We start from the raw sequence: 20,505 nt of genomic DNA on the forward strand, positions 1-20,505 counted from the left end.
TTTTGTGGGGAAATCGCTCGGAGTGGAGATTGCGGACGGATGCGAGTGACGAGGGGTGGCCGTGTCCGAACAACCGGGCAGTGAACGGGTGATCGCGGGCCGGTACCGGCTGCTGACCCCGCTGGGCGAGGGCGGCATGGGGACCGTGTGGCGGGCCCGTGACGAGGTCCTGCACCGCGAGGTCGCCGTCAAGGAGGTGAAGGCTCCGGGCGGGATCCCGGTGTCCGACGTCGAGCGGATGTACGCCCGGCTGGAGCGTGAGGCGTGGGCGGCCGCCCGGGTCGCCAACCGCAACGTGGTCACCGTGTACGACGTGGCCATGGAGGACGGCCGCCCGTGGATCGTGATGGAGCTGGTGCGCGGCGTGTCGCTCGCCGACCTCCTGGACGCCGAGGGCCCGCTGGACCCGCAGCGCGCCGCGCACATCGGCGCCGAGGTGCTGTCCGCGCTGCGCGCCGCGCACGAGGCCGGGGTGCTGCACCGGGACGTGAAGCCGGCCAACGTGCTGATGTCCAACGACGGCCGGGTCGTCCTCACCGACTTCGGTATCGCCACGGTCGAGGGCAGCTCCGCGCTGACCATGACGGGCGAGGTCATCGGGTCCCCCGAGTTCCTCGCTCCCGAACGCGCGCTCGGCCGCGCGTTCGGCCCGGAGTCGGACCTGTGGTCGCTCGGCGTGCTGCTGTACGCGGCGGTCGAGGGCAACTCCCCGTTCCGGCAGAACACCCCGCTGAGCACCCTGCGCGCGGTCGTCGACGAGGAGCTTCCGCCGCCGCACCGGGCCGGTCCGCTGGCCCCGGTGATCGAGGGGCTGTTGCGCAAGGATCCTGCCGACCGGACGTCCGCCGAGCAGGCGGAGCGGGACCTGCGGATCATCGGCGCCGGCGGTACGCCCTCCGGCGCGGGCACCACGCGCTCCGGCACGGTCGCGCCCGGCCCCTACAGCCCGACGGCGACCGGCCTCCCCGCGGCGGGCGCGGGGGGCACGAGCCGGTCCGGGCCGCCGACCCCGCCGCGTCCCCTCCCGGCCGCGGCGGCGACCCGCCGCTCCGCGGTGCCGGCCGACGGGCCGGAGCGCAACCGCCGCGCCCTCGTCTTCCTGGTCGCCGGTATCGCGGCGATCGCCCTCGCCGTCGCGGGACTGACGTACGCCTGGGTCAACCGTGACGACGGAGCGAAGGACGGCAACCCCACCAACGGGGCGGGCACGGTGGGCGGGACCGACGGGGGGACGGCGGACGGCGGTACGGGCGAGGAGGAGCCCGGCGGCGGCGCCACGGAGGAGGACAGCGAGACCCCCTCCGAGACACCGGAGGAGAAGCCGACCGGCAAGCCGCCCGCGCAGACGGTCGACGTGACGGTGACGGGCGCGAACACCGACTACTCCGGCACCTGTCCGCCGCCGGACGACCAGGTGCCCAACTTCACCGCGACGTTCACCGTGGGCAACGTCCCCGTGGACGTCCAGTACCGCTGGGTGGCGAAGAACGGGCAGATCGACGACACCGGCTGGAAGACGCTGTCCTTCCCGGCCGGCGGCGAGAAGACCAAGCGGGACCAGGTCGTCGTCTCGACGAACGGCAGTCACGAGGACGAGATCAGCGTCGAGGTCCGCGGTCCGGTGAACAAGAAGTCCAACTCCGTCTCGTTCTCGGTGACGTGCGAGACGGAGTCCCCGACCACGGGCGGGACCTCCCCCGGCGACGACGGGGAGAACCCCGGCGAGTACGGCGACTCCGACGCCGACTACGACGACGAGGCCGGTGCCCTCACCGGGGCCCGGGACGGAGCCGTCAGGCAGCGCTCCTGAAGACCGGCAGATAGCCGCCCGACTGCCCGGCGGCCTTCGGGTGGTAGGACTCGCCCACGTTCAGCAGGTTGAGGCTGTGCAGCCACGCGCTGCCCGAGCACAGTTCGTGCCCGGTGAACGCGGAGCGGACGTCGCCGAAGGTGAAGCCGTGGTCGGCGGCGCGCTTGGCGATCGCGGTGTTCAGGTAGTCGGCCGCCTTGTTGATGGCGGACCGCTTGGTCTGCGAGAGGCCGGGGCAGGTGCCGCCCAGCTGGTAGAAGCGGGGGTAGCCGAGCACCACCACATGGGCGGCCGGTGCCTTGGCGCTGATCGCCGAGTAGACCTCGTCGAGCCGACCGGGGAGCGTCGAGTCGACGTACGCCTTCGCGGTGTTGATGCGCGCGACGCAGGAACTGTCGGACTGCAGCACGCAGGTGGTCATCACGTCGGCGAAGCCGGCGTCGTTGCCGCCGACGCTCACGGAGACCAGCCCCGTGCCCGGGCCGAGCGGTCCCAGCTGGTTCGCCAGAACATCACCCGTTCGGGCGCCCGAGCAGGCCGTGAAGGTGAAGGACGAGGGTGAGTTTGCGGCCGCCCAGAGGTACGGGTAGGCCTTCGTGCTGCGCTTGCAGTCGCCGCTGGAGGAGATGTAGCTCCCCGCGCCGACGCCCGAGGAGTAGGAGTCTCCGAGGGCCACATAGCCGGTGGCGGCGGCCTGTTGGGACGCCTGCGCCGTCGTGGCCCCGGTGAGGGCGACGCCGGCGGCGAGGAGGAGTGAGGTCAGGTATGCCGCAAGTCGGGAACGTCTCATGGAACCTCCCTTTAGCAGGATCTCTGCCTCAACCGTCGTAGCAACTACGCGTGTTGATCGGAAGTGTCCATGTCAATACTTTCCGGTCCGCAAGCGAACGTACCCACCGTGTTCCACTCGCGTTCGATTTCGGGTGTGTGACAGAAACATGACAACGCTTCAACTCTCTTGAGCTGCACCCGTAGAGCACTCAGTCTGCTTACAGCCGCGAGCGGAACGCGACGTTCCCGGCCGTGCGCGCGATCCCGCACGCACCCCCCACGAACGCGCGCCCCACCCAGACGCGCGTCGCCTATGAGGAGGAAACCCTCGTAATGGCACACCTGCGTATCAAGAACATCCGCGTCGCCGCCGTCACCACCCTGGCGACCGCCGCCCTGCTCGGCGGTCTGACCGCGCTCCCCGCCCAGGCCGCCCCGGCCGAGGGCACAGTGCTCGCGGCCGGCTCCCCCACCGCCGTCAAGGACAGCTACATCGTCACGCTCAAGAAGGGCGCGGGCCTCAAGGCCGCGTCGAGTGCCGGCAAGGACCTGGTCGAGGAGTACGGCGGCACGGTGAAGCGGACCTACAAGTCCGCGCTCAACGGCTACTCGGCCCGGCTCTCCGCCACCGAGGCGAAGAGACTCGCCGCCGACCCCGCGGTCGCCTCCGTCGAGGCCGACCAGGTCGTCACGGCGGACGCCACCCAGACCAACGCCCCATGGGGCCTGGACCGTTCCGACCAGGCGTCGCTGCCGCTCTCCGGCACGTACACCTACCCGGACAGCGCGGGCAGCGGAGTCACGGCGTACGTCATCGACACCGGCGTACGCATCTCGCACGCCCAGTTCGGCGGCCGGGCCTTCAACGGCTACGACGCCGTCTCCAACGACAACGTGGCGCAGGACGGCAACGGCCACGGCACGCACGTCGCCTCCACCATCGCGGGCTCGACCTACGGCATCGCCAAGCAGGCGAGGATCGTGGCCGTGCGCGTGCTCAACAACGCCGGCTCGGGCACCACGGCGGGTGTCGTGGCCGGTATCGACTGGGTGACCGCGAACCACAGCGGCCCCTCCGTCGCCAACATGTCGCTCGGCGGCGGCGCCTCCACCGCCATCGACACGGCCGTCCGCAACTCCATATCCAGCGGCGTGACCTACGCCGTCGCGGCCGGAAACAGCAGCGCCAATGCCTCCTCGTACTCACCGGCCCGCGTCACCGAGGCGATCACGGTCGGCGCCACCACCAACACGGACGCCCGGGCGAGCTACTCCAACTACGGCTCGGTCCTGGACATCTTCGCGCCGGGCTCGTCGATCACGGCCGGCTGGTACACCAGCGACACCGCGACCAACACCATCTCGGGCACCTCGATGGCCACCCCGCACGTCGCGGGCGCGGCCGCGGTCTACCTGGCCGGCCACCCCTCGGCCACCCCGGCCCAGGTCGCCTCGGCCCTGACCGCCGGTGCCGTCACCGGCAAGGTCACCGGCCCGGGAACCGGTTCCCCGAACCGGCTGCTGCAGATCGTCCCGTAACGGCAACCGCCGCCATGTGAACAGGAGTTCCCCTGGAGGAGGCGTGCCTCCTCCAGGGAGTTCCCGTGTCCGGCGGCGCGCCGCGGAAAGCGGGTGCACGGGGAGCCCCCGGTGACGGATCATGGCGCCATGTCTGCCAACCCACACGACGCTCTGCCGATCCGGCTCACCGTCGACGACAGCGACTCCCCGTCCGATGTCGTCGACGCGCTGTTCCTCGGCCGTTTCGCGACGGGCGAGCAGCCTTACGCGCACGCTGCGAACATCGACCGGGTACGGTCCGGTGCCACCCTGCTGCCGCCGGGCGCCCGCGTGCTGCGGGTCGCGCGGGACGACGACCGCAGCGCGACCCTCGCCGAGGGCGACGGCTGGACCGTCCTGGTCTCCCGCTGGAACAGGGGCGCCGATGTCACGGTCACCGCGACCACCGCCGAGCTGGCCCAGAAGGTGCTCGGCCAGGCCACCGACGGCGCCGCCGACGAGCCCGAGCCGCAGCCCGAGAACGTGACGATGGGCTTCTGGTACGTCTCGCCACGCCGGGGCCCGCACCGCACGACCCGGCAGATCTCGGCGGGCACCTGGGAAGAGGTGCGGCCCAACTACACCGCGCCCGTGGCGGACGCGATGGACCGGCTGATGAAGACGACCCCCGAGGACATCGCGGGCCGCCTCCTGCTGCTGCACGGCCCGCCCGGCACCGGCAAGACCTCCGCCCTGCGCACGCTGGCCCGCTCCTGGCGGGACTGGTGTCAGGTCGACTGCGTCCTGGACCCCGAGCGGCTGTTCTCCGACGTCGGATATCTGATGGACATCGCGATCGGCGAGGACGACTCGAACGGCAAGGGCCGCTGGCGGCTCCTGCTCCTGGAGGACTGCGACGAACTGATCCGGGGCGAGGCCAAGCACACGGCGGGCCAGGCGCTCTCCCGGCTGCTGAACCTCACGGACGGCCTCCTCGGACAGGGCCGCAACGTCCTCGTCGGCGTCACCACCAACGAGGACCTGGAGCGCCTGCACCCCGCCGTGGTGCGCCCCGGCCGCTGTCTCGCCCGGATCGAGGTGGGCGCCCTGACCCGCGCGGAGGCGGTGGGCTGGCTCGGCACCGAGGAGGGCGTCGGCCGCGAGGGCGCGACGCTGGCCGAGCTGTACGCGCTGCGCCGCGGCACGTCACCGACGTCCGTCCCGGAGCCGAGGGGCGGAGCGGACGCGGGCCTGTACCTGTAGGCGGTGGTGCCGGTAGGCGATGGCGCCCAGGCGGTCCCGTCGCGGTGTTCTCCCGGCCTCCCGGTGCTTACATGAAGGTATGACCCTGTTCGTCGGCACGTCGGGGTGGCAGTACAAGGACTGGCGCGGCGCCCTCTACCCCGAGGGCTGCCCGGCCCGGCTGTGGCTGGAGGAGTACGCGGCCCGCTTCGCCACGGTCGAGATCAACAACGCGTTCTACCGTCTGCCCACGCGGGAGAACTTCGAGGCGTGGCGGGAGAGGGTGCCGGAGGACTTCGTCGTCGCGGTGAAGGCGAGCCGGTACCTGACCCACATCAAGCGGCTGCGGGACCCCGAGGAGCCGGTGCACCGCCTGATGAGCCACGCGCGGGGCCTGGGCGACCGGCTGGGCCCGGTCCTGCTCCAGCTGCCGCCCACCCTGCGGGCCGACGCGGACCTCCTGAGCGCCTGCCTGGCGTGCTTCCCCGCCGGCACCCGGATCGCGGTCGAGCCCCGCCACGACTCCTGGTGGACCCCCGGGATCCGCGAGGTGTTGGAGTCCCACGGCGCGGCCCTGTGCTGGGCCGACTCCCGGTCCCGCCCGGCGACCCCCCTGTGGCGGACCACGGACTGGTGCTACCTCCGCCTCCACCAGGGCCGGGCGCGCCCCTGGCCGCACTACGGCCGCCAGGCCCTGACGACCTGGGCCCACCGCATCGCCGACACCTGGCCCGCCGACGCCGACGCCCATGTCTACTTCAACAACGACCCCCACGCGGCGGCGGTGCGGGACGCGACGGTGTTCGCGAGCGCGGCACGAGGGGCGGGCCTGCGGCCGACCCGCACACCGGAACCGGTCCGACCGCAGCGGACCTGAGCCGTCGGCACGGAGACCCGAGCGGCCGCACATGGATCCGAGCCACCGGCGCGAGCCCCGCCCAGAGGCTCTGCTCCCCCTCCGTGAAAGGGCCCTACTCCGCGTACGCGGCCCTCAGCGCGTCCCGGGCCACCGCCAGCGCCTCGGCCTCGTCGAGGCCGAGGCGGCGCACGCGCTCCGCGTACGCCCCGGCGGCCGCCGCGGCCTCGCGCTCCGCGGCCGAGCCGGCGGCCGCCACGAACGTGCCGTTGCGCCCCCGCGTCTCGATCACCCCGTCCGTCTCCAGCGCCCGGTACGCCTTGGCGACGGTGTTGGCCGCGAGCCCGAGCTGCTCGGCCAGCCCCCGTACGGTCGGCAGCCGGTACCCCACGGGCAGCACGCCGGAGTGGGCCTGCTCCGAGATCTGGGCGCGCACCTGCTCGTAGGGCGCGCCCCCCTCCACGATGCGAATCTTCAAGGTCACGCGGCGATTGTCCCGTACCCGGCGGAAATTCGGAGGCAGCCCACCGCGCGGCCCCGTAGCGTGCGCACCCATGACAGTGATCGTGCGCGCCCTCCGCGCCGCCGACCCCGTGGACGCCGGGGCCTTCGTCGAGGTACGGCGCCTGGCCCTGCCCTTCATGGTCAGCACCGCCGAGTCCCTGCTCCACGACGTCACCCACGCGGCTCCCGAGGCCCACTACCGGCAACTGGTCGCCGAGGCGGACGGCGAGGTGATCGGCACCGTACAGCTGGGCATCGCCGACGACAGCCCCGAACCGGGCCAGGGCTACCTGAACGTGTACGTGCACCCGGACCGTCCACGCCGGGGGGCCGGCGGGCTCCTGGTGCGCGCCGCCGAGGAGCGGCTGGCGGCGGTGGGGGCGAAGCGGCTGCTGGCCTGGGTGCTGGACACCCCGGAGAACCGGGCGTTCGCGGAGCGGCGCGGCTACACGTCCAGCCGCTCCGCGCACTTCCTCCGGCTGGACCTGGCCCACGGCACCCTCCCGCCGCTCGCGGACCCGCCCCCGGGCGTGGAACTGCGCACGGCCGCCGACTTCGCCGACGACCCGCGCCCCCTGTTCGACCTGGACGCGGAGGTCTCGGCGGACGAACCCGGCGACCTCGAAGCGGAGTTCGACGACTACGAGTCGTGGCTCGCGGAGACCTACCGTCACCCCCTGCTGGACCACGCCCTGAGCACGGTGGTCGTCGTGGACGGCAGACCCGCCGCGTTCACCGCGGTCCGCACCGACGGCCGGGACCGCTACTTCACGGGGATGACGGGCACCGCCCGCGCCTTCCGCGGCCGGGGTCTGGCCAAGCTCGCCAAGAACGACTCCCTGCACCGCGCGCGTGCGGCCGGCTGTACGGAGGCGTTCACGGGCAACGACACCGGCAACGGCCCGATGCTCGCGGTCAACAAGTGGTTCGGGTACGAGGTCTGTGCGACGGAGGTGCGGTATGTCCGTGAACTCGGCTGAGCCGGCGGCGGAGGTGGAAGTGGTCCTGCTCAAGGCGGGCCGTACGAAGATCCGTTACCCCGCGCGGCTGGTGAGCGACAACGGCGTCCGGGTCGTGGTCCGCGCCGCCTGGGCGAGCGAGGGCGTACGGGACTTCGGCTTCGTACGCTTCGAGCCCGGTGACGTGTTCACCGAGCACTACTGGCGCGACCGGTGGTACGCGGTGAAGGAGGTCAGGGACGCCCGGGGCACGCTGAAGGGCTGGTACTGCGACATCACCAGGCCCGCCACCCTCTCCGGCGGGGAACTCGTCGTGGAGGACCTCGACCTGGACCTGTGGCGCTCCGCCGACGGCACGGACGTCGTGCGGCTGGACGAGGACGAGTTCGCGGAGAGCGGGCTCGTGGAGAGCGACCCGGAGGCCGCGGCGGCGGCCGTGGCGGCCCTCGACGAACTGGAACTCCTGGCGCGGGAGGGCGGTTTCACGGCCCTGCTGGGCTGAGCCGGGCCACCACCGCGTACCGCTCGTCCTCGACCTCCCTCCCCCACAGCGCGGAGTCGTCCTCCAGCCGCACCACCCGCGCGTCCGACACCAGCGGCGCCACCAGCCCGTACAGCCGCCCGGCGGGTATGCCGGCCGGGGAGAGCGTGCCCCACACCCCCTCGACCAGCACGAGCCGGCCTCCGGGCCGCAACAGGCCGCACCAGTGGCGCAGGGCGCGGCCGGGATCGGGCAGGGTCCACAGCACGTGACGGACGAGGACCACGTCGAAGCGCTCCTCGCCCACGGGCGGGGCGGCCGCGTCGCCGACGAGGAACACCGCGGGGCGTCCGGCGAGCTTGGCGCGGGCGAGGGAGACCATGGCCCGGGAGGCGTCGACGCCGGTCACCCGGTGCCCCTGCTCGGTCGCGAGGAGTGACAGGCTCCCGGTGCCGCAGCCGAGGTCCAGCACGTCGCAGCCGCGGCGCGGCAGCCAGTCCCGCAGGCGGGCCGCCCAGGCCTCCCGGACGGCGGGTTCCCGCAGGCCATGATCGGGTTCGTCGTCGAAAGAGGGGGCTTCGGCGTCCCAGTCGACGGCTCCCGGAGGGTCATCTGCCCCCGGGTTGTCCGGTGTTCGAAGGGCCGGGGAGGTTTCACCGTCGTCGATGTTGGTCATGCCGCCAGAGTGACACCTGCCACTGACAGTCCAGATGGTGACAGCCGCCACTGACACAGCACGAACGATGAGTAACGCTCCCGGAAAGGGTCTACCTCCGTGAAAACGCGGAACCCGGTAGACGCAAGGAGGCAGCCATGCGCCGTACGACCGTGCAGAAGCCCCTGAGGAAGTCCACCTCCCGCCGGGTGCGGGACGAGGCCGAGGAACGTCCCGTCGAACGCCGGGAAGTGCGCAAGGACATCGCGCGCACCTGGTGGCCGGACGGCTGACCCGGCACCCCTGGCCGGTCGGCCCCGCCGGCCATCCGCCCACGCCGTCCGGACGGCCCTCCACGTCATCCCTTTCGTGTCTCCGCCCACCGCGTCACCCACCGCGTCTGTGTGTCGGTGTGGAGCGTGCCCTCGGCCCGGACCGGGGGCACCTCCGTGTACGGGCCGGGTCGGAGCCGGTTCCGGATCAGGATCGCTTGAGGTTGCGGTCCAGCAGGTCCAGCAGCGCGGTCCAGTGGCGTGCCGTCGCCTCGGCGTCGTAGGCGGCGGTGTCGGCCTGGGTGTAACCGTGCGAGGCGCCGGTGTAGACCTCGGTGCGATGGCGGACCCCCGCCGCGGTGAGCGCCTTGTCGAGCAGGTCGATCTGCTCCGGCGGCAGGGACGGGTCCTCGTCGGCGTGGCCGAGGTACACCTCGCCGGTGATCCGGGCCACCGCCAGGTGCGGGCTGTCGGGCGCGTCGGTGGCCAGGCCCCCGCCGTGGAAGCCGGCCGCGGCGGCGACCCGCTCCGGGAAGGCACCGGCGGTGTGCAGGGCGAGCCGGGTGCCCATGCAGTACCCGGTGATCCCGACGGGCCCGGCGGCGGCATGCGGGCTGCCGGCCAGCGTGTCCAGCCAGGCCGGCGCGTCCCGCAGCGCGAGCTCCGGTGTCAGCGCCTGCATGGCCGGGAGGATCTGGCCCCAGATCTCCGGCCGTGCGGCCGGGTCGATGAACTCGGGCAGGTCGAACAGCGGGGTCCGTCCCGACCGGTGGAAGACGTTGGGCACGAGGACCGTGTATCCGGCAGCGGCCAGCCGGTCGGCCATGCCCCGCAGATGGGGCCGCAGTCCGAACGCGTCCATGTAGAACAGGACCGCCGGATGCGTGGTGTCGTCGTCGGGGTGGACGAGGTAGGCGTCGGCCGTGCCGTCCTCGGTGGTGATGTCCACGGTGGTTCCGCGTACGGCGGTCATGGGCGTTCCTCATTCCTCTGGGCGACCGGTCCTCGTCCGGTCGTCAACGGACGCGGGCGACCGCATTGTTCCGCGCCCGGGTAAGAGAGGGATCACCGGACCGGAGGGGAACGCCCGTTCCTGAGCCCTCGGTTAGCCCCTCCTTAACGCCACCATAAGGATCCGCCGCACTCGCCCCCGACAGGCGATTCCACGGTTCTCCGGGGCTAGCTTGCTGATCGCCCCCGGTGTCCGGGACCCACCCCGGAGCCGTACAGGACCGTGTGAGGAGCGCACCGCCATGCCCGTGCCCGCCGCCCGCCGCAAGGCCGCCGCGTTCGCCACCGCGGCCGTCGCCGGTGTCACCCCGCTCGCCCTGGCCGTGTGCGCCGCCGGGCCGGCCGCGGCGCACGGTTCGATGAGCGACCCGGTGAGCCGGGTGGCGCAGTGCTACGCGGAGGGGCCCGAGAGCCCGGGGTCGGCGGCGTGCGCGGCGGCGGTCGCGGCCGGCGGCACCCAGGCGCTCTACGACTGGAACGGCGTACGGATCGGCGAGGCGGCCGGCCGCCACCGTGAGCTGATCCCCGACGGCGAGCTGTGCGGCGCGGGCGACGAGGCGTTCCGGGGCCTGGACCTGGCCCGTGCCGACTGGCCGGCGACCGGCGTGCGTGCCGGGTCGTACACCTTCAGGTACGGTGACGGCCCCGCACAAGGGCACCTTCGAGGTGTACGTCACCAAGCCCGGCCACGATCCGTCCCGGCCGCTCGGCTGGGACGACCTCGACCTCGCGCACCCGGTCGCGAAGGCCACCGACCCGGTCGCGTCGGGCGGCTTCTACACGTTCTCCGGCACTCTCCCGCAGCGCTCCGGCAGGCATGTGCTGTACGCGGTGTGGCAGCGTTCGGACAGCCCGGAGGCGTTCTATTCCTGCTCGGACGTCACCTTCGGCGGCACCGCGGCCGGGCCGGGCGCGTCCGCGCCCTCCGACGAGCAGATCGAGGACGGCACCGACAGGTCGACGGTCGGTCACGGCGGTCACGGCGACGACGCCACGCGCACGACGACGGACCCCGCGCCGGAGGCATCGGCGAAGGCGTCGGCGAGGACGTCCGAGAAGGTGGCCGCCGACGTGGCACCGACCGCGAAGTCGACGACGGACACCGGGCGGGCCGCGGAGGAGGGGGGCGCGGGCCGCCTCGCGGAGCCCGTCGGCGGTGCGGAGGCTCTCGCCGACACCGGCGGCGAGGGCATGACCCCCTACGTGGCGCTCGGCGGCGGGGCGGTCCTGGCCCTCGGCTCCGCCCTGCTCTTCGCCGCGGCCCGCCGCCGTGCGACGACCGGCGGGCGGCACGGTCGCTGAGGAACTTCCGGGGCCTGTCGGGCGGCTCAGGCCGGACAGGCCCCGGCAGCACGCGTACGCACCGCCGGGCGGCCCCGGCGGTGTGTGCGCACACGTGTCAGCCGACGGCCGAGAGGCAGTTCGTCGGGGTGGCGTGGGCCGGGTCGAGGGCGTTGACGACCTCGTGGAACGCGACGCGGTCGAGCAGTCCGATCGCCGCGTGCTCGGAGAGGTCGAGCGCGCACAGGTCCTGGATGACGATGTTGCGTACGTTCGGTCCGCTGAGGAACTGGGACCGGTAGGGGGTGACCACCTCGTCGTACTTGGTGGCGAGGACCGTGTACGTGACACCGGGGACGGTGTCGCCGCCCGCGTTGAGCTTCGTCAGGAAGGGGGAACCGGCCACCTGGTCGGCGAGGGCCGGGGTGGCGCGGGACAGCAGGTCGCCGGCGCCGGGGAAGTACCGGAGCAGTCCGGTGAGGCCGTTCAGGGTGGTGCCGTGGTTGGAGGGGGCGATGCCGACGAGGGCGTTCACCTCCGCGGCTCCGCCGAGGAACTTGAGGTAGTAGCGGGGCATCATGCCGCCCTGGGAGTGGCCGACGAGGTCGGCCTCGGCGGCGCCGGTCGCGGCGAGCACGCGGTCGACGAAGGCGTCGAGCTGCTCCGCCGACTTCTCGATGGGACCGAGCCCGTTGAAGAAGGCGACGCCGGGGAGTTGGCCGTAGTCGAGCGAGTAGACGCAGTAGCCCCGGTTCACGAGGTAGGGGGCGAGGCCGAGCCAGTTGTCGACGGAGTTCGCGAACGTTCCGTGGACGAGGACGACGGGGCGGGGGTGGGCGCTGGAGGGTGTGCAGGAGTAGTCGTTCCAGCCACGGCTGGGTGCGGCGGCCGTGTCGGCGGCCTCGGCGGCGGTGGCGGGGACGACGGTCGCCGCGGCGGCCAGGCACAGGGCGGCCAGCGGTCTGATCAGGCGCTTCCAGGGCAGCATCGAGTGATCTCCTTGCGGCTCAAGGGATGTGCGACGGCGTACGCCCTGTGATCCGGATCACGAGGATGCTGTTCTTCTTCGCCAAGTTACGGGCGAGTAGAAAAAGTGGGAAGTTACGCGTCAGTAAAAACTTCAAGTGAAGGTCGGGAACACTGACACGTGACGCGGAACCGTCACCAGGCGGGCCTGATCGGACCGTACGGCGCGATCCGCGCCAGCCGGTCGCGCAACGCCCGCACCTCACCCTCCCCGCCGAGCGATGCGGCCCATTCCGCGACGACCTCGGCCGCCGCCTCCTCCGCCGCCCGGGTGCAGGCCCACCCGTGTTCGGTCAGCACGACCAGTCGGGCCCGCGCGTCGGCGGGGTGCGGCCGCCGCTCGACGTACCCCTTGCGCACCAGCTCGTCGACGAGCTGACTGGCCGCCTGCTTGGTCACCCCGAGGTGGGCGGCGAGGTCGGTGACCGTGGCCCCGTCCGGGGCGAGCCGGGTGAACGCGAAGCCGTACGAGGTCCGCGCCTCGAAGCCGCGGGCGGCGACCCCCTCGTCGATGCGGCGCGTCAGGTCGCCGGCGGCGGCGAGCAGGGCGGCGGTCAGGGCCAGGGCTTCGGAGTTCTGCACGCCTGCATTGAAACACCCTTGACGAATTGGTCAAGCAACTTGACTATATGACCAGATGGTCAAGCCACTTGATCATCTGTCCATCCGCCCGTCCGCCCGACCCGTTCGTCCCAGGAGGCCCCCATGCCTGTCGTCCGCCCGTCCGAAGCCGTCACGCACGAGATCCACGGCGCCCGCTTCGTCTCGCACGCCACTCCCCGCACCGGCAGCCGGGAACTGGCCGCCTGGCGGGGCGAGATCCCGCCGGGGACCAAGGCGCCCGCGCACACCGTCACCAGGGAGGAGATCCTGCATCTGCTCAGCGGCGAGCTGGTGGTCACACTGGACGGCCGCACCGAGCGGGTCGCCGCCGGTGACACGCTGATCGTCAACGCGGGGGCCACCCTCGCCGTCGAGAACCCGACGGCGAAGACCGCCGTCACCTGGGTCGCCACCTCGCTCGGCCTGGAGGCGGAGCTGGCCGACGGCACCCGGATCGTGCCGCCGTGGGCCAACTGACCGCGCCACGAGGCGGAGTCACGCGGCCAGCGTCCCCGGCATCACCGCCCGGGGGCCGAACTTCGCCCGGGCACGGTCGGCGACCTCCTCGATACGGCGGACCTTCTCGTCGACGGGGTCGAAGGCGAGCTGGTGGGAGGCCCGGTCCGCGGGGGTGAGGCCCTCGGCGCGCAGGGCGATCGCGCGGACGCGGGCCCGCTGGAGGCCGAGGGCGTCGTACAGGGCGTAGGCCGTCGAGGTCAGCGCCGGGGAGTGCGCGGTCGGTTCCCCGAGGGTGCGGGTGCGGGTCGTCGAGGACCGGTCGGCGTAGCGGACGGTGAGGGTCAGGGTGCGGCAGACCTTCTCCAGGGCGCGCAGTCGGGAACCCAGTTCGGCGGTGCCGGCGAGCAGGGCGCGGCGGTGCCGGTCCGGGTTCAACTCGTCACGGGAGAAGGTCTGTTCGGTGGCGAGGGAGCGCGCGGCGGCGTTCGGTACGACCCGGCCCCGGTCGACGCCGTTCGCCTTCTCGTGCAGGTCGCGGCCGGCCCTCGCCCCGACCAGGCGCTGGAGCGTGGACAGGGGGGCGCAGGCGACGGCACCGAGGGTCTCCAGGCCGTACTCGCACAGGGTGCGGGCGGTCGCGGTGCCGACGCCGGGCAGTGCGGCGACGGGCAGTTCGGCGAGGAAGTCCACGACGAGGTCCTCGGGCACCGCGCACGGCGACCCGGGCGCCGCCGCACCCAGCGCCAGCCGCGCCGTCAGCGGTCCGGGCCCGGCGCCGATCAGGCAGTCGACGCCGTACAGCGCGAGGGCGCGGACCCGGATCAGCCGGGCCAGCTCCCCGGCGTCCCGGCCGAAGTACCGTTCGGCGCCCCGCAGATCGGCCAGTGCCCCGTCCGGCGGCAGCGCCTCCACGACCGGGGTGAAGTCCTCGACCACACCGAGGAGACCGGGCAGGGCGGCCTCGTACTTCGGCGGCAGCTGGAAACGTACGCAGAGGATGGTCATCCCGCACTCCCTGGACTCTGGTGCCACAACTTCCGTATCCGAGAAGGACCTTGTGAGGGCTCGTCGCCCGCGGGCCGCAGATCGGCCCATGGATTCATCTGATAGCCGGTGGACATACGGATCCGCCGGCCGGAGTCACCGCGCCGGCCGCCGTCGGAGGCCGCGTCCTCGGGGGCGGCACCGGTGTCCACGGGCTCCGCCAGCCGGGGTGCCACCGCGTCGAGGCCGCCCTCGCGCCGCAGCTCCACCAGTTCGGCGAGGTTCCAGGCGGCGGCGCCCACCACACTGAGACTGCGCGGGCCGCGCCGCTGCACCACCCCGCGCACCAGCAGCAGCCAGGAGTGGAAGACGGTGTGGGCGCAGGCGTCGTGGGAGTCGTCGAAGAAGGCGAGGTCGATCAGGCCGGTGCCGTCGTCGAGGGTGGTGAAGACGACCCGTTTGCCCGAGCGGATGGGCGGGGTCTGGGTCGCCGCCTTGGCGCCCGCGACCAGGACCGTCTCCCCGTGCCGCGTCTCGCGCAGCCGCCGCGCCGACACCACGCCCAGCTCGTCGAGGAACGCCCGGTGGTCGTCCATCAGATTGCGGGAGACGTCCATCGACAACACGCCCAGCTCGGCGCTGAGCCGTTCCGCGGAGGACAGGTCCGGCAGCCCGGCGGGGGCGGTCCTGCGACCGCCGGACAGCGGCAGCTGCCCGCCGCCCGCGCCCCGGGCGCCCCGGTGCAGTTCGGTCAGGTGCAGTTGCAGATCACGCCGGTTGGCACCGAAGGCGTCCAGCGCGCCGACCTGGGCGAGCCGCTGGGCCAGGGGCCTGCTCGGCCGCGCCCGCTCCCAGAAGTCCAGCAGCGAGGCGTACGGCTGCCCGGCCGCGATCCGCGCCGCCTCGGCCTCGCTGATGCCGTGGACGTCGGAGAGGGCGAGCCGGATCCCCCAGGTCCGCTCCTCCCCCGACCCCTTTGATTCAGACACCAGTTCGATACGATGAGCGACCGCCGACCGGTTCACGTCCAGCGGCAGGACCGGCACCCCCCGCCGCCGCGCGTCCGCCAGCAGCAGCCGCTTCGGATACATCCCGGGGTCGTGCGTGAGCAGCCCCGCGTAGAACGCCGCCGGATGGTGCGTCTTCAGCCACGCCGACTGGTACGTCGGCACCGCGAACGCCACCGCGTGCGCCTTGCAGAAGCCGTACGACCCGAAGGCCTCGACGATCTCCCAGGTCCGCCGAATCGTCTCGGCGTCGTATCCCTTCGCGGCGGCGTGCTGGGCGAACCAGACCCGGATCCGCCCCTGCGACTCCGGGTCGGACAGCCCGCGCCGCACCCGGTCCGCCTCGTCCCGGCCGCAGCCGGTCATGAGGTGCACGATGTCGATGATCTGCTCGTGGAAGACGACCACGCCGTACGTCTCCCGCAGCGGCTCCGCCAGATCCTCGTGCGGGTAACGGACCGGCGCCCGCCCGTGCCGGGCCGCGATGAACGGCCGCACCATGTCGGCGGCGACCGGACCGGGCCGGAAGAGGGAGATGTCGACCACGAGGTCGTGGAACGTGGCCGGCTGCAGCCGCCCCACCAGGTCCCGCTGCCCCGGCGACTCGATCTGGAAGCAGCCCAGCGTCTCGGTGGAGCGGATGAGTTCGTACGTCGCCGGATCGCCCGCGCCACGTTCGAAGTCGAGCGCGTCCAGGTCGACCCGCTCCCCCGTCGCCCGGGCCACCTCCGCCACCGCGTGCGCCATCGCCGACTGCATCCGCACGCCCAGCACATCGAGTTTGAGCAGCCCGAGATCCTCCACGTCGTCCTTGTCGAACTGGGACATGGGCAGCCCCTCGCCGCTGGTCGGCATCACCGGCGTACGGCTCAACAGGGAGGCGTCGGACAGGAGCACCCCGCACGGATGCATGGCGACTCCGCGCGGGAGGGCGTCGAGGGCCTCGACCAGCTCCCACAGCCTGCCGTACCTCTGTTTCTCCCCCGCCAACTGCCGCAGCTCGGGCAGCTCGTCGAGCGCCGCGCGCGCGTCGCGGGCCCGGATGTGCGGGAAGGACTTGGCGATCCGGTCGATGTCGGCGGGGTCCAGGGAGAGGGCCGCGCCCACGTCCCGGACGGCGTGGCGGACCCGGTACGTCTCCGGCATGGCGACGGTCGCGACCCGCTCGGTGCCGAAGCGGCCGATGATCGCGCGGTAGACCTCCAGGCGGCGCGCGGACTCCACGTCGATGTCGATGTCGGGCAGCGCGACCCGCCGCCTGGACAGGAACCGCTCCATCAGCAGACCGTGCTCGACGGGGTCGGCGTGCGCGATGTCCAGGAGGTGGTTCACCAGGGAGCCCGCGCCGGAACCGCGCGCGGCGACCCGGATGCCCATCCTCCGTACGTCGTCGACGACCTGGGCGACCGTCAGGAAGTAGGAGGCGAAGCCGTGGTGGGCGATCACGTCCAGCTCCTGGTGCATCCGCTCCCAGTAGGCGCGCCGGGCGCCGTAGCCGTGCCGCACCATCCCGGCCGCGGCCCGTGAGGCCAGCGCCCGCTGGGCGGTGCGGCGGCCGGCGCCGACGAGGCGCGGCTCGGGGAAGTGGACGGTGCCGAGACCGAGGTCGTCCTCCGGGTCGACCAGGCACTCGGCGGCCGTGGCCCGGGTCTGCTCCAGCAGCCGGTGCGCGGTGTCGCGGCGGAACCCGGCGGCCTCGACGACCCGCTCGGCGACGCCCAGCATGGCGTCCGCGCCCTTGAGCCAGGCCTCGCCGGAGTCCAGCTCGCCCCGGGGGTCGACGGGGACGAGCCGCCGGGCCGCGTCCAGGACGTCGGCGACCGGGCCCATACCGGGGTCGGCGTACCGGACGGCATTGCTGAGCACGGGACGTACACGCTGCTCGGCGGCGAACCCGACGGTCCGGGCGGCCAGCCGCAGCGAGCCGGGGCCGGTGCCCTCACGGCCGTGCCACATCGCCTCCAGGCGCAGCGCGTCGCCGTACCTCTCCCGCCAGGGCACCAGGAGCTTCGCGGCGCGGTCGGGTCGCCCGGCGGCCAGCGCGCGCCCCACGTCGGAGGCGGGGCCCAGGAGCACGGTCAGACCCTCGGCGGCCGACTCCGACCAGGGCAGCAGCGGCGGGACCTCGCTCCCGCCGCCGCCCGGGCCGCGGTCCGCATGCGCCGCCGAAACGATTCTGCACAGCTCGGCCCAGCCGGTCGCGCCCTCGCGCGCGAGGAACGTCACCCGGGGGGTCGACTCGTCGATGAAGGCGCCCCCGCGCACGGGAGCGCGCCGCCGCGCACGGCGTACGGCGGCCTCGGGCACCTCCACCGCCAGCTCCGCCCCGAACAGCGGACGGATCCCGGCACCGGCACATGCCTTGGCGAACCGGACGGCACCCGCGAGGGTGTCCCGGTCAGTGAGCGCGAGGGCGTCCATGCCCCGCTCGGAGGCACGCTCGGCCAGCCGCTCCGGATGCGAGGCCCCGTGGCGCAACGAGAACCCGGAGGCGGTGCGCAGATGCGTGAACCCCGGCACACACACCTCCCGCACTCGATCCACCACTCGACCGGCCACTCGTCCGGTCCCCGGTCAGCCGCTCGGCTCGAACATCAGTTCACAGCTCCCTCGTCTCCACCATAGACCACTTTTCGAACTTCTGTACGATAGCCATTCGGCCCCGTCCCACCTGCGCAAACACCGCCCCCCTCGGACCGTGGGGACATGACACAGACGGCCGGGCCCGCCCCCAGATCCTTCGTCGACGAACTCAAGGACGGGATCACACCGCGGGCCACCCTGCTCGTCGTCGGGGTCCTCGCCCTGCAGTTGCTCTTCATCGCCTCGTACGTGGGGGCACTGCACCACCCGAAGCTCAGGGACGTGCCGTTCGGCGTGGTCGCGCCCCGGGCCGCGGCGGCCGAGCAGGCGGTGGACCGGCTGGAGCGGCTGCCGGGCGAGCCGCTGGACCCGCGCACGGTGACCGACCGGACGGCGGCGCGCGAACGGATCCTGGACCGGGAGATCGACGGCGCCCTGCTGATCGACCCGGCCGGCACCACCGACACCCTGTTGGTCGCCTCCGGGGGCGGCCGCTCCCTCGCCACCGCGCTGGCCACGCTCGTCACCGCGCTGGAGCGGTCCGAGGGCCGCGCCCTGCGCACGGTGGACGTGGCCCCGGCCGACCTCGGGGACGCCAACGGGCTCACGTCCTTCTACCTGGTCGTGGGCTGGTGCGTGGGCGGCTATCTGTGCGCGTCGGCGCTGGCGATGAGCGCCGGGGCACGACCCACCAACATCCGGCGCGGGATCATCCGGCTGGGCGCCCTGGCCCTGTTCGCGATCGTCGGCGGACTCGGCGGCGCGGTCATCGCCGGGCCGGTCCTGACCGCCCTGCCGGGCAGCGTGGCGGCGCTGTGGGGGCTGGGGGCGCTGGTCGTCTTCGCGGTGGGCGCGGCCACGCTGGCGCTCCAGTGCGTCTTCGGGATCGCCGGCATCGGCGTGGCCGTCCTGCTGGTGGTGATCGCGGGCAACCCGAGCGCCGGCGGTGCGCTGCCGCCGCCGCTGCTGCCACCGTTCTGGGCGGCGATCGGCCCGGCGCTGCCCCCGGGCGCGGGTGTCTGGGTGGCCCGCTCGATCGCCTACTTCGAGGGCAACGACACCACCGGCCCGCTTCTGGTGCTCTCCGCCTGGGCAGTGGCGGGGGCCGCCATCACCGTGGTGATGGCGGCCCTGAGGAGAAATCCGGCGGATCCGCCGTCAGCCGACAGGCCGGCCGACCGACTGACCGACTGACCGACTGACCGACTGACCGGCTGTCAGCCGATCTGCGTGCCGGTCGCCGAGAGCGCCTCGGTGACGGGCTGGAAGAAGGTCTCCCCGCCCGACGTGCAGTCGCCGCTGCCGCCGGAGGTGAGGCCGATGGCCTTGTCGCCGGAGAAGAGGGAGCCGCCGCTGTCACCGGGCTCGGCGCAGACGTCGGTCTGGACGAGGCCGTTGACGATGTCGCCGTTGCCGTAGTTCACGGTGGCGTCGAGACCGGTGACCGTGCCGCTGTGCACCTGGGTCGTCGAGCCGCTGCGGGTGACCTTCATACCGACGGTCGCCTCGGCGGCCCCGGAGATGGCCTGCGTGGAGCCGTCGTAGAGGTTGACCTCGCTCGGGTGGTCGACGTCCGCGGTGTACTTGACCAGACCGTAGTCGTCGCCCGGGAAGCTGGAGTCCGCGTTCTCGCCGATGACCTGGCCGCCGGCCGACCAGGTGGAGATGCCCTCGGTGCAGTGACCGGCCGTCAGGAAGAACGGCTCGCCGCCCTTGACCACGTTGAAGCCGAGGGAGCATCGGCCGCTGCCGCCGGTGATGGCGTCGCCGCCCGCCACGAAGGGCTTGTACTCGCCCTTGGTGCGCTTGAGTTCGGCCTTGGCGCCGAGGCCGTCCACGACCTCGGTGAGTCTCGCCAGTTCGGCCTTGGAGACGGTGCGGTCCGCGGTGACGACGACCTTGTTGGTGGTCGGGTCGGTGGCCCAGGCGGTGCCGGGGATGGTGGCGTCCGCCTTGAGGGTCGTCCGGGCGCCCTTCAGTTCGGCGAGGGAGTTCTCGACGATACGGGCCTTGGCGCCGGCCGCCTCGACCGTCTCGGCGGCGGCCTCGTCGAGCACGTTCACGACGAGGAGCCTGCTCTTCGCGTCGTAGTACGTTCCCGCCGCGTCGGCGCCGAGGTCCGTGCCGAGCGTCCGGGCGAGCTTTCCGGCCGCCAGGACGGAGAGCGCTTTCGGCTCGGCGGTCGGCGCGGTCTCGCTCGCGTTCGCAGTCTGGAAGGTCACTCCCGCGGCGACCAGTGCGGCGATGCCGGCACCCGTCACGACGGCACGGCGCCTGGGTATGCGTCGGTGCTTCAACTCGTGTCCTCCTGTGGGGGGGTTGACCGAGAGGGGCGTGGGGGCCCCGCCCGGCCGGAATTCATGCGGGCAAGGAGGCGGCGAACAAGAGAAAACGCCGCGTCCATGCCAACTGTGCGGCGCCAACTATTCCTAGGCGCACAGGGGGCACACAAGGTCGACTTCCGGCCGCCCGCACCACGAGGGCGCACGCCCCCTATGTCA

The 20,505-nt window shown here is 73.0% G+C and carries 18 protein-coding genes and 1 pseudogene; 10 read left to right on the top strand and 9 right to left on the bottom strand.

The annotated features are described in order from the left end of the window. The first annotated feature begins 55 nt into the window (after window positions 1-55). Window positions 56-1,810 (top strand): serine/threonine-protein kinase, encoded by a 1,755-nt coding sequence (locus ACFU5F_RS13840; protein ID WP_383886476.1) that lies wholly within the window; start codon window positions 56-58, stop codon window positions 1,808-1,810. Here the strand turns inward: ACFU5F_RS13840 and ACFU5F_RS13845 are convergent. Then, complete coding sequence (locus ACFU5F_RS13845) at window positions 1,794-2,600, bottom strand: SGNH/GDSL hydrolase family protein (protein WP_383886478.1); 807 nt, start codon at window positions 2,598-2,600, stop codon at window positions 1,794-1,796. The genes ACFU5F_RS13840 and ACFU5F_RS13845 overlap by 17 nt on opposite strands. 314 nt (window positions 2,601-2,914) lie before the next feature. Between ACFU5F_RS13845 and ACFU5F_RS13850 the strand changes: the two genes are divergently transcribed. The 3 genes from ACFU5F_RS13850 to ACFU5F_RS13860 all read left to right on the top strand — a co-directional run bounded on the left by ACFU5F_RS13850 (window position 2,915) and on the right by ACFU5F_RS13860 (window position 6,200). Beyond that, a complete protein-coding gene (locus tag ACFU5F_RS13850; RefSeq protein ID WP_383886481.1) occupies window positions 2,915-4,120 on the top strand; it encodes a S8 family peptidase in 1,206 nt (401 codons plus the stop codon). Between the two features lie 129 nt (window positions 4,121-4,249). Further along, window positions 4,250-5,344 carry a DUF5925 domain-containing protein gene (locus tag ACFU5F_RS13855; protein ID WP_383886484.1) on the top strand — a complete coding sequence of 365 codons (1,095 nt, stop codon included), beginning with the start codon at window positions 4,250-4,252 and terminating at the stop codon, window positions 5,342-5,344. Between the two features lie 79 nt (window positions 5,345-5,423). Continuing rightward, complete coding sequence (locus ACFU5F_RS13860) at window positions 5,424-6,200, top strand: DUF72 domain-containing protein (RefSeq protein ID WP_383886486.1); 777 nt, start codon at window positions 5,424-5,426, stop codon at window positions 6,198-6,200. A 94-nt stretch (window positions 6,201-6,294) separates the two neighbouring features. Here ACFU5F_RS13860 and ACFU5F_RS13865 read toward each other — a convergent pair whose 3' ends face one another. Continuing rightward, window positions 6,295-6,663 (bottom strand): GntR family transcriptional regulator, encoded by a 369-nt coding sequence (locus tag ACFU5F_RS13865; protein ID WP_383886488.1) that lies wholly within the window; start codon window positions 6,661-6,663, stop codon window positions 6,295-6,297. Between the two features lie 70 nt (window positions 6,664-6,733). Here ACFU5F_RS13865 and ACFU5F_RS13870 point away from each other — a divergent pair, with 70 nt between their 5' ends. Both ACFU5F_RS13870 and ACFU5F_RS13875 read left to right on the top strand, forming a co-directional pair. After that, window positions 6,734-7,663, top strand: coding sequence for a GNAT family N-acetyltransferase (locus ACFU5F_RS13870; RefSeq protein WP_383886490.1), 930 nt, complete (start codon window positions 6,734-6,736; stop codon window positions 7,661-7,663). Continuing rightward, complete coding sequence (locus tag ACFU5F_RS13875; RefSeq protein ID WP_383886492.1) at window positions 7,644-8,144, top strand: DUF402 domain-containing protein; 501 nt, start codon at window positions 7,644-7,646, stop codon at window positions 8,142-8,144. The genes ACFU5F_RS13870 and ACFU5F_RS13875 overlap by 20 nt, the downstream gene beginning before the upstream one ends. Here the strand turns inward: ACFU5F_RS13875 and ACFU5F_RS13880 are convergent. Further along, window positions 8,125-8,799, bottom strand: a complete 675-nt coding sequence (locus ACFU5F_RS13880; protein ID WP_383886495.1) for a class I SAM-dependent methyltransferase — start codon at window positions 8,797-8,799, stop codon at window positions 8,125-8,127. The two genes, ACFU5F_RS13875 and ACFU5F_RS13880, sit on opposite strands and share 20 nt — an antisense overlap. A 137-nt stretch (window positions 8,800-8,936) precedes the next feature. Between ACFU5F_RS13880 and ACFU5F_RS13885 the strand changes: the two genes are divergently transcribed. Further along, on the top strand, window positions 8,937-9,071 hold the full coding sequence (locus ACFU5F_RS13885) for a hypothetical protein (RefSeq protein ID WP_267892331.1): 135 nt from the start codon (window positions 8,937-8,939) through the stop codon (window positions 9,069-9,071). Between the two features lie 187 nt (window positions 9,072-9,258). Here ACFU5F_RS13885 and ACFU5F_RS13890 read toward each other — a convergent pair whose 3' ends face one another. Continuing rightward, complete coding sequence (locus ACFU5F_RS13890; RefSeq protein WP_383886498.1) at window positions 9,259-10,023, bottom strand: dienelactone hydrolase family protein; 765 nt, start codon at window positions 10,021-10,023, stop codon at window positions 9,259-9,261. Between the two features lie 280 nt (window positions 10,024-10,303). Between ACFU5F_RS13890 and ACFU5F_RS13895 the strand changes: the two are divergent. Next, window positions 10,304-11,363, top strand: a pseudogene (locus ACFU5F_RS13895) (lytic polysaccharide monooxygenase). A gap of 97 nt (window positions 11,364-11,460) precedes the next feature. Here the strand turns inward: ACFU5F_RS13895 and ACFU5F_RS13900 are convergent. Then, complete coding sequence (locus ACFU5F_RS13900; RefSeq protein WP_383886501.1) at window positions 11,461-12,330, bottom strand: esterase/lipase family protein; 870 nt, start codon at window positions 12,328-12,330, stop codon at window positions 11,461-11,463. A 173-nt stretch (window positions 12,331-12,503) separates the two neighbouring features. Beyond that, window positions 12,504-12,950: a MarR family winged helix-turn-helix transcriptional regulator gene (locus tag ACFU5F_RS13905; protein ID WP_383886504.1), complete on the bottom strand. Its 447-nt coding sequence runs from the start codon at window positions 12,948-12,950 to the stop codon at window positions 12,504-12,506. Between the two features lie 123 nt (window positions 12,951-13,073). Here ACFU5F_RS13905 and ACFU5F_RS13910 point away from each other — a divergent pair, with 123 nt between their 5' ends. Continuing rightward, window positions 13,074-13,448, top strand: a complete 375-nt coding sequence (locus ACFU5F_RS13910; protein WP_383886507.1) for a cupin domain-containing protein — start codon at window positions 13,074-13,076, stop codon at window positions 13,446-13,448. Between the two features lie 18 nt (window positions 13,449-13,466). Here the strand turns inward: ACFU5F_RS13910 and ACFU5F_RS13915 are convergent, their stop codons facing one another. Both ACFU5F_RS13915 and ACFU5F_RS13920 read right to left on the bottom strand, forming a co-directional pair. Further along, window positions 13,467-14,435, bottom strand: coding sequence for a hypothetical protein (locus ACFU5F_RS13915; RefSeq protein WP_383886510.1), 969 nt, complete (start codon window positions 14,433-14,435; stop codon window positions 13,467-13,469). Continuing rightward, window positions 14,432-17,941, bottom strand: coding sequence for a DNA polymerase III subunit alpha (locus ACFU5F_RS13920; RefSeq protein WP_383886512.1), 3,510 nt, complete (start codon window positions 17,939-17,941; stop codon window positions 14,432-14,434). The genes ACFU5F_RS13915 and ACFU5F_RS13920 overlap by 4 nt, the downstream gene beginning before the upstream one ends. Before the next feature lie 186 nt (window positions 17,942-18,127). On the opposite strand from ACFU5F_RS13920, the gene ACFU5F_RS13925 reads away from it, so the two are divergent. Next, entirely contained in the window at window positions 18,128-19,198 is a 1,071-nt protein-coding gene (locus tag ACFU5F_RS13925) for a DUF3533 domain-containing protein (RefSeq protein ID WP_383886515.1), read from the top strand. A gap of 23 nt (window positions 19,199-19,221) precedes the next feature. On the opposite strand, the gene ACFU5F_RS13930 is transcribed toward ACFU5F_RS13925, so the two are convergent. After that, complete coding sequence (locus ACFU5F_RS13930; protein WP_383886518.1) at window positions 19,222-20,301, bottom strand: S1 family peptidase; 1,080 nt, start codon at window positions 20,299-20,301, stop codon at window positions 19,222-19,224. Window positions 20,302-20,505: the final 204 nt, after the last annotated feature.

Source organism: Streptomyces sp. NPDC057438 (genome assembly GCF_042802995.1).
Classification (GTDB): domain Bacteria; phylum Actinomycetota; class Actinomycetes; order Streptomycetales; family Streptomycetaceae; genus Streptomyces.

Coding starts and splice junctions, on each gene's coding strand:
- ACFU5F_RS13845 (WP_383886478.1), bottom strand. CDS start 2,600: ATGAGACGTTCCCGACTTGCGGCATACCTGACCTCACTCCTCCTCGCC.
- ACFU5F_RS13850 (WP_383886481.1), top strand. CDS start 2,915: ATGGCACACCTGCGTATCAAGAACATCCGCGTCGCCGCCGTCACCACC.
- ACFU5F_RS13855 (WP_383886484.1), top strand. CDS start 4,250: ATGTCTGCCAACCCACACGACGCTCTGCCGATCCGGCTCACCGTCGAC.
- ACFU5F_RS13860 (WP_383886486.1), top strand. CDS start 5,424: ATGACCCTGTTCGTCGGCACGTCGGGGTGGCAGTACAAGGACTGGCGC.
- ACFU5F_RS13870 (WP_383886490.1), top strand. CDS start 6,734: ATGACAGTGATCGTGCGCGCCCTCCGCGCCGCCGACCCCGTGGACGCC.
- ACFU5F_RS13875 (WP_383886492.1), top strand. CDS start 7,644: ATGTCCGTGAACTCGGCTGAGCCGGCGGCGGAGGTGGAAGTGGTCCTG.
- ACFU5F_RS13880 (WP_383886495.1), bottom strand. CDS start 8,799: ATGACCAACATCGACGACGGTGAAACCTCCCCGGCCCTTCGAACACCG.
- ACFU5F_RS13885 (WP_267892331.1), top strand. CDS start 8,937: ATGCGCCGTACGACCGTGCAGAAGCCCCTGAGGAAGTCCACCTCCCGC.
- ACFU5F_RS13890 (WP_383886498.1), bottom strand. CDS start 10,023: ATGACCGCCGTACGCGGAACCACCGTGGACATCACCACCGAGGACGGC.
- ACFU5F_RS13900 (WP_383886501.1), bottom strand. CDS start 12,330: ATGCTGCCCTGGAAGCGCCTGATCAGACCGCTGGCCGCCCTGTGCCTG.
- ACFU5F_RS13910 (WP_383886507.1), top strand. CDS start 13,074: ATGCCTGTCGTCCGCCCGTCCGAAGCCGTCACGCACGAGATCCACGGC.
- ACFU5F_RS13915 (WP_383886510.1), bottom strand. CDS start 14,435: ATGACCATCCTCTGCGTACGTTTCCAGCTGCCGCCGAAGTACGAGGCC.
- ACFU5F_RS13925 (WP_383886515.1), top strand. CDS start 18,128: ATGACACAGACGGCCGGGCCCGCCCCCAGATCCTTCGTCGACGAACTC.